This window comes from Mucilaginibacter sp. (genome assembly GCF_028288105.1).
GTDB lineage: Bacteria > Bacteroidota > Bacteroidia > Sphingobacteriales > Sphingobacteriaceae > Mucilaginibacter.
Map to the genome: position 1 here is coordinate 1 of NZ_JAQBOI010000088.1, position 10,441 is coordinate 10,441.

At 39.9% G+C, this 10,441-nt stretch carries 13 protein-coding genes; 3 read left to right on the forward strand and 10 right to left on the reverse strand.

Annotated elements, in window-relative coordinates; translation table 11 throughout:
• Positions 1-5: 5 nt before the first annotated feature.
• Positions 6-134, forward strand: coding sequence for a bestrophin family ion channel (locus tag JWQ85_RS06175; RefSeq protein WP_299465573.1), 129 nt, complete (start codon positions 6-8; stop codon positions 132-134).
• 5 nt (positions 135-139) lie between these two features.
• Entirely contained in the window at positions 140-1,042 is a 903-nt protein-coding gene (locus JWQ85_RS06180; RefSeq protein WP_299465537.1) for a histone deacetylase, read from the forward strand.
• On the opposite strand, the gene JWQ85_RS06185 is transcribed toward JWQ85_RS06180, so the two are convergent.
• From JWQ85_RS06185 to JWQ85_RS06200, 4 genes are read right to left on the reverse strand one after another with little or no spacing between them, the layout of a single operon-like run.
• On the reverse strand, positions 1,039-2,421 hold the full coding sequence (locus tag JWQ85_RS06185; RefSeq protein ID WP_299465540.1) for an MATE family efflux transporter: 1,383 nt from the start codon (positions 2,419-2,421) through the stop codon (positions 1,039-1,041). The genes JWQ85_RS06180 and JWQ85_RS06185 overlap by 4 nt on opposite strands.
• Before the next feature lie 39 nt (positions 2,422-2,460).
• Positions 2,461-3,084, reverse strand: coding sequence for a helix-turn-helix domain-containing protein (locus JWQ85_RS06190; protein ID WP_299465543.1), 624 nt, complete (start codon positions 3,082-3,084; stop codon positions 2,461-2,463).
• Positions 3,085-3,098: 14 nt separating this feature from the next.
• Positions 3,099-3,542, reverse strand: coding sequence for a GNAT family N-acetyltransferase (locus JWQ85_RS06195; RefSeq protein ID WP_299465546.1), 444 nt, complete (start codon positions 3,540-3,542; stop codon positions 3,099-3,101).
• Positions 3,543-3,558: 16 nt separating this feature from the next.
• Positions 3,559-4,035 carry a DUF4442 domain-containing protein gene (locus JWQ85_RS06200; RefSeq protein WP_299465549.1) on the reverse strand — a complete coding sequence of 159 codons (477 nt, stop codon included), beginning with the start codon at positions 4,033-4,035 and terminating at the stop codon, positions 3,559-3,561.
• Positions 4,036-4,239: 204 nt separating this feature from the next.
• On the opposite strand from JWQ85_RS06200, the gene JWQ85_RS06205 reads away from it, so the two are divergent.
• Complete coding sequence (locus JWQ85_RS06205; RefSeq protein WP_299465552.1) at positions 4,240-4,452, forward strand: hypothetical protein; 213 nt, start codon at positions 4,240-4,242, stop codon at positions 4,450-4,452.
• A gap of 70 nt (positions 4,453-4,522) precedes the next feature.
• On the opposite strand, the gene JWQ85_RS06210 is transcribed toward JWQ85_RS06205, so the two are convergent.
• The 6 genes from JWQ85_RS06210 to JWQ85_RS06235 all read right to left on the reverse strand — a co-directional run.
• Positions 4,523-5,317: an SDR family NAD(P)-dependent oxidoreductase gene (locus tag JWQ85_RS06210; protein WP_299465555.1), complete on the reverse strand. Its 795-nt coding sequence runs from the start codon at positions 5,315-5,317 to the stop codon at positions 4,523-4,525.
• 95 nt (positions 5,318-5,412) lie between these two features.
• Positions 5,413-5,787 (reverse strand): nuclear transport factor 2 family protein, encoded by a 375-nt coding sequence (locus JWQ85_RS06215; protein ID WP_299465558.1) that lies wholly within the window; start codon positions 5,785-5,787, stop codon positions 5,413-5,415.
• A 12-nt stretch (positions 5,788-5,799) separates the two neighbouring features.
• Positions 5,800-6,552 (reverse strand): SDR family oxidoreductase, encoded by a 753-nt coding sequence (locus JWQ85_RS06220; RefSeq protein WP_299465561.1) that lies wholly within the window; start codon positions 6,550-6,552, stop codon positions 5,800-5,802.
• Positions 6,553-6,729: 177 nt separating this feature from the next.
• A complete protein-coding gene (locus tag JWQ85_RS06225; RefSeq protein ID WP_299465564.1) occupies positions 6,730-7,977 on the reverse strand; it encodes a tetratricopeptide repeat protein in 1,248 nt (415 codons plus the stop codon).
• A 79-nt stretch (positions 7,978-8,056) separates the two neighbouring features.
• Positions 8,057-9,166 carry a hypothetical protein gene (locus tag JWQ85_RS06230; RefSeq protein ID WP_299465567.1) on the reverse strand — a complete coding sequence of 370 codons (1,110 nt, stop codon included), beginning with the start codon at positions 9,164-9,166 and terminating at the stop codon, positions 8,057-8,059.
• A gap of 3 nt (positions 9,167-9,169) precedes the next feature.
• The coding region (locus JWQ85_RS06235; protein WP_299465570.1) for a DNA gyrase C-terminal beta-propeller domain-containing protein at positions 9,170-10,441 on the reverse strand (1,272 nt) is incomplete at its 5' end.

Here is a 10,441-nt window from a genome sequence, read left to right on the forward strand (position 1 = left end):
TGTTTGTGTTTGCCAGTATTGAGCTAATAGCAGAAGAAATTGAAGACCCTTTTGGTAATGATGCGAACGACTTGCCGCTTGATAACATTTGCGACAATATTCAAAAACACGTTGCCGAGATCTTTGCTGAATAACCCGTATGCTTAAAATTGCTTACGACCCCATATACGCGCACCCTTTACCGCCGGGCCATCGCTTCCCTATGTTGAAGTATGAGCTGATACCGGCACAACTACTGCATGAGGGTATTATCACACCTGAAAATATTTTTTTGCCCAATGCTGTTGATGAAGAAACTATTCTGCTTACACATAATGCGGATTACTGGCAACAACTGCGCTACTTAACCTTGCCGCCAAAGGAGCAAAGGCGGATTGGTTTCCCATTATCTGCACAATTGGTAGAACGTGAAGTGCGAATAGCACAGGGCACTATTGATGGTTGCCGGTATGCTTTTGAATATGGCGTTGCCTTTAACGTAGCCGGCGGTACACACCATGCCGGCACCAATTGGGGCGAAGGTTTCTGCCTGTTGAATGATCAGGCAATTGCCGCTAATTATTTATTAGCTAACAACTTATCTAAATCTATCTTAATTATTGATTTAGATGTACACCAGGGAAATGGCACCGCCCAGATATTTGAAAATGAGCCAAGGGTATTTACCTTTTCGATGCATGGCGATAAAAATTTCCCGTTCCGGAAAGAGCAGTCGGATCTGGATATACCACTGCCCGATGGCATAGGTGATGATGAATACCTTGTTTTGTTAAAAGATGTTTTGCCGGGCCTGATCAATACCCACCAGCCCGATTTTATATTTTATCTGGCAGGGGTAGATGTGTTGGAATCAGACAAATTAGGTAAACTATCCCTATCAAAAGAAGCCTGTAAAGAGCGCGACCGGTTTGTATTTGAGCAATGCAAATCAAGAGGAATACCTGTGCAGGTAAGCATGGGTGGTGGCTATTCGCCGCAAATAAAAGATATTGTAGAGGCACATTGCAATACCTATCGTGTAGCTAACAACTTATACTTTTAGTTACCTGTTTTAATGTCGTCTACAATTACCAGGTTGTTGCTTCTACTAATATTCTGAAACCGTAGAAACAACATTACCGATGATGCCATTAAACCGCAAACTAAGCCATACCATACACCCATAACCCCAAGGTTTAAATGAATGCCCAATAGGTAAGCAACAGGTAAGCCTATTATCCAGTAAGAGATGAAGGTAATTAGCGTAGGCATATTTACATCGCCCATACCACGCAGTACTCCAAGCCCAACCACCTGTGTCCCATCAAACAACTGAAAGAATGCTGCAACTATAAGTAGCTGTTCTGCAATGTTTATAACATTTCTATCTGAAGTATATATCCATGGTAGAACGTGATTAAACAGTGTGAAAACTATAGCGGTACAGCTCATGAAAACTATTACAATATGATAATTTGAGATAGCTGATAAGCGCAGTTCCTTATGATTACCAGAACCGAAATAATTACCCGAACGGATAGCCGCAGCAGACGAAACTCCGCTGGCCATCATATAAGTCATAGAAGCAAGGCTAATAGCTACCTGATGTGCCGCTTGTTCAATCATACCAATACTGCCTATAATTAACGCTGCCCCGCCAAATGCGCCCACTTCAAAAGTATATTGCATAGCAACAGGTGCGCCAATCTTTAGGAGCTGTAACCCTCGCATCCGGTCGATGTTCCTGATAGCAAAATCCTTCAGATATTTTTTAAAGATAGGGGAGCGGAAAACGTAAATCGCCATCACAATAGCCATCACCGTACGATCGATAAGCGTACTGTAACCAACACCTTTTATCCCCATTGAGCTAACTCCAAACAATCCTTTTACAAATATTATTCCCAGGCAAACGTTGAGTACGTTACCCCATATGGATATCAGCATGGCCTGTTTGGTAAAACCTAAGCCTTCGGCAAACTGCTTAAAAGTATTAAATATAAGCAGGGGGATAATTGATAAACTTAACAACAGTAAATATGGCTTAGCCTGGATAACCACCTCTGGTGATTGGTGAAGCTTATCTATAAACAAAATAACACCAAAATAAATGGCGCAGAACAAAACTATTCCGGTAATAACATTTAAAAAGAAACTATTGGAAAGCAGGCGGCCACATTCCGCGAAATTCTTGCGGCCGTTATTCTGGGCTATCAGCGGTGTAATACCATAACTAATACCCATACCTATCACTAATGGAATCAGGAAAATGCTGTTCACTAATGATACTGCTGCTAAAGCTGTAGTTCCGGCAAAATGCCCTACAATTATAGAATCAGAAGTTTGCACAAGCGTATGGCCCAATTGCGATATCACAACCGGTATAGCCAGTTTTAAACTGTCGTGGTAGTAGAACTTATATTTTTGGTAGAAGGCTTTCATTACTGTGGGGAGGTAAAAGTAAGGAATAGCCCTGTTAAATCAGGAAGCTGTGTAAAACTCTTCTTTTTCGGTGGTATGTACACGCAGTATCCCCGAGAGTACCAGATCTACCAGTATGCGCTGGGCCCGACGCCGGCCAATATTTAGCAACGTGCAAAACTCTTTTACGGTAATACGTTCCTCTTTGTCCAAATGCTCCAATAGTGCTTTTTCTTTGGAAGAGTACTCAATAAGTACACCTTTATCTTCGGCCGAGCGCTTAAGCACATCAACTACCACTTTACTGGCCAATACGCTTTTATCTTTTACGCGGATATAAACCCACCATTTACCATCTTCGGCCAGGGAGTAATGAGGTTTTTCGTCGCTTTCGGGGATGTCTACGATCAGCACCAGCTTATCATCAAAATAAACTTCCTCAAAAATGGGTTCAAGGGCAGGGCGGGTAAAGAAATGTGCTGCTTTCGTGATCATGTATCGCTCTTCATCTTCGGCTTTTACACCTTTTATGGTGCCATCATCCAGCACGCCAATAAGCAATCTGCCGCCAATGTTATTGGCAAATGATACCATTGTTTTAGCTATTTTTTCGCAGCTTGTAATGGTTTTCTTAAAATCAAGTGATACGCCTTCACCTTCAAAAATCTGTCGCTTTAAATTCATTTGTCAAGTCCTCATTATTCTGCTATGTAAGGCGTGAAAATCTGCATCCATCGCTCCGGGTTAGTTATCTGCGAAAAACCAAACTGGCTGTATAATCCTTGTGCATCTAAAGTGGCTAATGACCACCTGCGCAGACCTTGTAACTCCGGATGGGCCATAATAGTTTGCATCATCCATTTTGATAATCCAACGCCTTGGTATTCCGGTAATATAAATACATCGCATAGATAGGCAAATGTAGCCGTATCCGTCACCACGCGGGCAAAACCGGCCTGTACGTCATCTTTGTAAACACCAAAGCATAAAGAGCTATCTATGGCTTTCTTTAACTTTTCGGGTGGCATACCTTTGGCCCAATACGAATGCTGGTCAAGATAATTAAATATCACATCAAAATTCAGTAATGTTTTATCGGTTGATATTTGATAGCCTTTTTTAATAAAAGCTTCGTCATTCATAAATACGGGCATCGTGTTAAATAGCGGTTTGTGTAAAATTAAGGTCGCGTATGTATACTTCATTCATAAGTGATACGCATACTTCGTTGTTGTTATTGTATATATCTATCGGGAACGAATTTTCATACTTTCCGGTGGTATTTAACGTATGGATGGCCAGTTCAATATCGGCATCGCTCAAAATTATTTGGAACGACAGGCTGGATAGCGCAGGTTTTAAAAAGTTTATTTTTGATGATTTTGACCAGATCTTCAGCTTTCTATCACCTGTGTTTAATACCCTGTCAAACAATACAGGGTAAAAGGGGTCTGCTGCGGCGAAAATGGTGCCGCCAAATATAGATCCGTTATAGTTTTTGTTGAAAATGCTTTTTATTATCTTAACCCTAACTCCCTTAAAGTCTTTATTAAACCCCCTCACCCAGATCCGTTGAAATAAAAGGGGAGGGTAGAGGCGCATTATCCATTTAAGGGTATTTTCTGATACTACCATTAGCGTTAAATATCAGCATAATATTAATTATTTTATGGATTGAAACCACATTATTGATATTTATTTGACATTAAAACAGCTACGATAGGTGTGGTTTTGAAACAGCCATTGAATAATAAAGCAAAGTTTATTAAACAACTTTGGCGTTTCGGGGTTTATAACCTGAAAGCATTTTCGTTAACATCACTATTAAATTTTATATCTATGAAAAAGCACTTTTTAAGTTTCGCGTTAGTCGCGACGATAGTTGGTTCAATTGTGGCAGGCTGTAGTTCAACAAAATCTACTGACAGCTCTGACAGCACGAAAACCGACTCTGCAGCAACGGTGGCTCCGGCTCCAACAACAGATACTACCAAAACAGATACTACTAAAACGGATACCACTAAAAAAGATACAACTAAAAAACCAATGTAACTGGTTTTCGATATCTGATAAAAGCCCGGGCTATTTAGCCCGGGCTTTTATTTTTATGGGTATTGAATGATTAAAATGCTGTTTTGATTACGCCGCCATCGGTACGCAGGGTTGCACCATTTGTGGCCGATGATAACGGACTAGCTATATATGTTACCATATTAGCTATTTCTTCGGGGTCGAGGAAACGTTTTATTAATGAAGTGCCACGCATATTGGTAAAAAACTCCTTTTCCATTTCAGCATCGGTTTTTCCAAGGTCTTTTGCCACTGTTTTTACAAATTCGGTTGCACCTTCAGACGCGGTTGGGCCAGGCAATACAGTATTTACTGTAACATTTGTGCCTGTAGTAAGCTCGGCCAAGCCACGGGCAATAGCAATTTGCGCGGTCTTTGTCATGCCATAATGGATCATTTCGGCTGGTATCTGTATTGCCGATTCGCTTGATATAAATATAATTCGGCCCCAGTTTTTGGCCAGCATTTTATCAAAATACACGCGTGCTAAACGCACTCCACTTAAAACATTCACTTCAAAAAATTTGATCCAATCTTCATCAGGGATATTTTTAAATTCTTTAGGCTCAAATATGCCGATGTTGTTTATCAGGATATCAACATCCGGTAACTGTGTAAGTAAATTTTCAACTTGTTGTTTATCAGAAAAATCTGCAGCAATACCTTTAATATCAGAATTGCCTGTTTCTGTAACTAACTTTTGCACGGCGCTATTAACTTTATTTTGATCGCGGCCATTTATATATACTGTGGCGCCTTCGGTTGCCAATGACTTTGCAATTGCATATCCAATGCCCGCTGTTGAGCCGGTTACTAATGCGGTTTTATTTTTGAGTTGTAAATCCATGTAATGCTTATTTAAGAGACAATTGTATGAAAAAAAGATACAGAATATGATTACTACAATAAAGATGATTTTGCCTCAACACGGCGTCATGCTATTTACTGAACCCATTGGCTTCGCCAGGCAGGCGCCTCGAAAGGATCTGCAAAATATTGTGTTTCGTGCACTACCTTACCGTTGCGGAACTCCATAATGCTCACTGTGTATGCTTGTCGCTCGTGGTAGGTGATTGTGTATTCCGTGATCCAGAGATCACCTTTTCCTATAATTCGCTTGACATTAAAGCCTGACGGCTTGCCTGGATGATGGCTGCGCAAGGCCTGCAAATTTTTCCGTCCGAGGATTCGCTCGCCTGACTGGGGATAATCACAGATGGCATCGTCATCATAAATATCATGTTCCGTGTTTGCATCGCCGACTGCCGACGCGTGCCAATGCATACTTAGGGCTTCACGCATTTGTTCTTCTTCCATGAGGTGCTCCAGTCATTCGGTTCTCCCGTTCATTGCCAGTACGGCTTGGGGGAATAGTGGGAAAAATTTGTTAAATATTTCTGCTGTACGGCCTACATGTATCTCAAATTCGTCGTTCTGCATAGCGGTAAGCAGGTCTTCGGCCACTTGGTTTGCGGGGATGCCGTTGGTTGCACCACCAATTGCAGCCGAGAACTCGGTATCTACCAGCGGTGGCATCAACTCAAATACTTTTACCGGGGTATCTTCCATCATGATGCGCAAACTATTGGTGTACGAGTGCAGTGCGGCTTTGCTGGCGCCATAAGTGGGCAGGCTATTGGCCCTTGCAGCAAATGCCACTATAGATGATACATTGATAATGGCTGCTTCTGGCTGTTGTTTAAGCAGGGGCAGCAGCAATTCGTTAAGGCGGATAATAGATAGGTAATTGGTTAAGATTTCTTCGCTGGCTTTATCGAATGCGTTAATGCCAGGTACGGTCATGTCGTAATAGTTGGCGCTGCCTGCATTGTTGATCACTACGTTAAGCTTGGGGAAATCTTTGTTTAGCTGCGCTACGAGTTTCTCTACGTCTTCGGCTTTATTCACGTCGCTTACTATGGCACTTGTGTTTTTTAGTTTAGAGATGGCTTGTGCCATTCTTTCCTGGTTACGACCGGTGATGATGACCTCGTTGTCGTTTTCTGAAAATAGCTTTGCCATTTCGAATCCAATGCCGGCACTGCCGCCGGTGATAAGGATGGTGTTATTTGTTGTCTTCATTATTTATGTTTTACTTGTTGATCGAGACTAAGACGATCATTAAAATATAATTCAAGTTAGCGATAATGCATTAAATAATTATTGATAATTATTTCTCATAATTAACATTATGTTAAGTAATAACATACATTAAAACCCACCTATTCAGTGGGCTTTAATGTATAGGTCTTCTATTATTTAGTTTTTAGGCAGCGCGTTTATTTGTGCTGTTATCTTAGCAATGTTAGCATCATCTTTTTTGCCTTTATAATAAGTAAGCAAATTGTTTAATGCATCTGGTGATTTTGGATTTAACTCAACCGCTTTAAGCAAATATGGTTTTGCCTGATCAAATTGTGCGTTAGCTTTAGCCATAGCTGCATCATAAGCTTTTTGCTGGTTAGCAGGTAACTTATTAGCCGCATTGTAACTATCAATAGCTGGTGAAATGATTACATAACCCATATTTAAGTTTGCTTCAAAATAGTTAGGGTCAATTTCAAGCGCTTTTTTATACATATCAGCGGCTTTTTGGAAATTTTGTGTTTTTTCTGTTTGCAAAGTTACTTTAGAAGCAGTAGGTGCTTTAGCTATTTTTTGTGCGGCGGCATCAGCAACCTGTGAATAAACTAAGCCAGCGTAATAATACAGGCTTTTGTTTTTAGGATCATTTGATATAGCGCTTAAAATTTTATCAAGCACTTCTTTTTGCTTGCCTTGTTGCAGGCTTATTTCAATTTCAGTTCTTCTTAAATCAGCACTTGTGGGATATTTTGCCAATCCATCTGTTATGGTTTTTAATGCGCCGGTTGTATCTTTATTAGCTAAATATATACCAGCCAACTCACCATAAACACTCTCTACCTTAGAGTATTTAGTTGTAACCAACTTATTGTAATTTGTAATTGCGGCCGGATAATTTTTAGCGTTTAATGCTGCTAAACCGGTGTAAAGTATAGCATTAGTATCTTCGGGCATTACAGTGCGGTAAAAATCAAACGACTTGTAAGCCAAATCATACTTACCGGCCTGATACTCCTTTACCCCTTTATTTAACTGGTATTGGGCTAAAACAGCATTTGCATTGTCAATAAGCTTTTTGTTTTCACCTTTGGTGTCAAGCTCTTTAGCTTTTTTTAAGGCTTCTTCTGCAGTAGTGAACAATGGCAACGAAGTTGTTGCTACCGTATCAAGTTGGGCCAGGGAACCATATATATTAGCTTTTACCGCATAGGTTTGCGGTAAATTGGCTGTTTTTTGATTAGCAGCAGCTTTATCAATAGACTCTTTAGCCTTGTTAAGACTTGGCAAAGCTAAAGCTGCCTGCAACTTTAAGCCATCGTATTTTTCGAATTCTGATTGTGCGGTGTTCAACTCTCCTTTTTGTGCAAAGGCTGTTGCAGAAATGAGACCTAACAGGCCTAACATTAAGAATTTAATTTTCATTTGGTAAGTTTTAAATTGGTAATGATATTATGGCCGCTTGTGTGCTTAGTTACAGCCTATAATAATTAATTATAGTTTATTAATTTGTTAACTGTTCTAATTTACTGTTAACCCTCTCCAACTGATTTTGATTACCGGTTTTGGTATAAGCTAACTGCAAAAGTTCCAGGCATTTTTTATCCTGGGGCACCATTTCGTTTGCTTTTTCAAGCCACAATATAGCACTTGTTATATTTTTATCGTTATTATTATTTTTTTGAACGCTTTTCTTAAAGTATAATAAGCCTAAATTAAATACAGGCTCATAAGCTGTTCCGTTTAACTCAATTGCACGAAGGTATAATGATTCGGCCTTGTCGTATTGGTTTAAATTATCGTAACAATTTGCGGCTACAAAAGTTATATCGGGATTGTTAGCGTTATTATCAATTAAGGGTATTAATAAAGGTTCTAACGCTTTATAGTCCTTTTTGTTATTATAAATATTAGCCTCGTCGTGCAATAGTTGCTTGTTTTCAGGAAGCAAGCGCCTACCCTTCTTTACTATTTGCAGGGCTTTTGCCGTATCACCAAGTGATTTGTAAATGGTAGATGCGGTTTCCAGGTACTCTATTTTAGTGCTATCGGTACTAATAAGATTCGAGTAATATTTAGCAGCATCCTGCAGGTTGCCTAATTTATTACTGGCATATGCCATATACGCGTTTACCTGTTTGTGGGCAGGCGCATATTTCTTTGCTTTTTGAAAAGCATCAACAGCATTTTTAAAGTCGTTATTCTTGGTTAAGGCAAAACCTTTTCTGATATAAACATTTGCCAAACAACGCTTTGCGTAATCAATTTCGAGCTGATATTTATATATTTTACCCTTTTCGGCAAACTTATCAAGCAAGGCGGCGGTTTGGTCAAGAAACGTTTCCGGCTGATTTAATTGGTTCAGTGAGTCGGTATACAAAATACTGGAGTTTACGATAATGCGGTAAACATTTTTCTCCAGATCCGCAGAATCTTTGCGGGTCACTACTAAACTATCGGCGGATTTTTTGGCGTTACTTAAGAATTTCAGATCCCCCTTTTGCTTATAAAAAGCAAGGTTGTTTACCACAACTTTTAACGCTTCGGATTGGCCAAAGGCAAAAGATGTGGTAAACAATGCTAAAATCAATAACCCGATTTTTCGGCTTTGCATTATTTATTCAGTTTTGTCATCATCAGCAGATTCATCATCTGCGTTAGCTGTATCAATATCTATGTCTGATTTTATCTCAGCATCCGGAGTTTTTGAAAGTACATCAGCATCTGTTTCGTCAGCAATTGCTTTATCTTCAGCTGCTTCTGCTAATACTGTTTCATCCAATTCCTCCTCGTCATCGTGCTCAATTTTAGCAACCGATGCTATCTCATCATTACCTTTCAAGGTAATTAACCTCACCCCTTGTGTGGCGCGGCCCATTGTACGCAATTCGCTAATTGCAATACGAATGATGATGCCCGATTTATTGATGATCATCAGATCTTCTTTATCAGTAACACCTTTTATGGCAACAAGTTTTCCTGTTTTTTCAGTAATGTTAAGTGTTTTTACACCTTTACCACCACGGTTTGTTACCCTATAATCGTCAATATCGGTACGTTTACCGTAGCCTTTTTCAGATACAACCAGTACCGTTGTTTCTTTATCATCAATACTTATCATACCAACAACTTCATCGTTATCGCTGTCTAAGCTAATACCACGTACACCAGTAGCTGTACGCCCCATTGGCCTAACAGTAGATTCGTTGAAACGTATTGCACGGCCGGATTGTAGCGCCATTACAATTTCACTGCTACCCGTAGTTAAGTTTGCTTCTAATAATGAATCGCCTTCGTTAATGTTGATGGCATTAATACCATTTGCACGCGGGCGGGAATACGCTTCTAAAGATGTTTTCTTGATAACACCTTTGCGGGTACACATTATAATGAAGTTATTCTCCAGGTATTCTTTATCCTTCAAAGATTTAAGCTTGATGTAAGCCTTAATATTCTCCTCTTTTGGGATATTGATAATGTTCTGGATAGCGCGGCCTTTGGAAGTACGTGTGCCTTCAGGAATTTCAAATACCCTTAACCAGAAACATTGTCCCGATTCGGTAAAGAACAACATGTAGTTGTGGTTTGAGGCGATAAATAAATGCTCAATAAAATCAGCGTCGCGGCTATTACTGCCTAAAGATCCCTTACCACCCCTGCCCTGCCTGCGGTATTCTGTAAGCGAGGTGCGTTTAATATAACCTTCACGAGAGATAGTGATCACAACATCCTCATCTTCAATAAAGTCTTCGGTTTGCATTTCTGCAGATGAGTGTACCATTTCGGTTTTGCGCTCATCACCATATTTTTCTCTTATCTCTATCAGCTCATCTTTAATGATCTGCATACGCAGGCCTTCATCAGCAAGGATAGATTTTAAGTAATCTAT

Bases quoted from the DNA above. Each gene is read 5' to 3' on its own strand.
- JWQ85_RS06215 (WP_299465558.1), bottom strand. From the start codon at position 5,787: ATGGAAGAAGAACAAATGCGTGAAGCCCTAAGTATGCATTGGCACGCG.
- JWQ85_RS06185 (WP_299465540.1), bottom strand. From the start codon at position 2,421: ATGAAAGCCTTCTACCAAAAATATAAGTTCTACTACCACGACAGTTTA.
- JWQ85_RS06180 (WP_299465537.1), top strand. From the start codon at position 140: ATGCTTAAAATTGCTTACGACCCCATATACGCGCACCCTTTACCGCCG.
- JWQ85_RS06205 (WP_299465552.1), top strand. From the start codon at position 4,240: ATGAAAAAGCACTTTTTAAGTTTCGCGTTAGTCGCGACGATAGTTGGT.
- JWQ85_RS06195 (WP_299465546.1), bottom strand. From the start codon at position 3,542: ATGAATGACGAAGCTTTTATTAAAAAAGGCTATCAAATATCAACCGAT.
- JWQ85_RS06190 (WP_299465543.1), bottom strand. From the start codon at position 3,084: ATGAATTTAAAGCGACAGATTTTTGAAGGTGAAGGCGTATCACTTGAT.
- JWQ85_RS06200 (WP_299465549.1), bottom strand. From the start codon at position 4,035: ATGGTAGTATCAGAAAATACCCTTAAATGGATAATGCGCCTCTACCCT.
- JWQ85_RS06220 (WP_299465561.1), bottom strand. From the start codon at position 6,552: ATGAAGACAACAAATAACACCATCCTTATCACCGGCGGCAGTGCCGGC.
- JWQ85_RS06230 (WP_299465567.1), bottom strand. From the start codon at position 9,166: ATGCAAAGCCGAAAAATCGGGTTATTGATTTTAGCATTGTTTACCACA.
- JWQ85_RS06225 (WP_299465564.1), bottom strand. From the start codon at position 7,977: ATGAAAATTAAATTCTTAATGTTAGGCCTGTTAGGTCTCATTTCTGCA.
- JWQ85_RS06210 (WP_299465555.1), bottom strand. From the start codon at position 5,317: ATGGATTTACAACTCAAAAATAAAACCGCATTAGTAACCGGCTCAACA.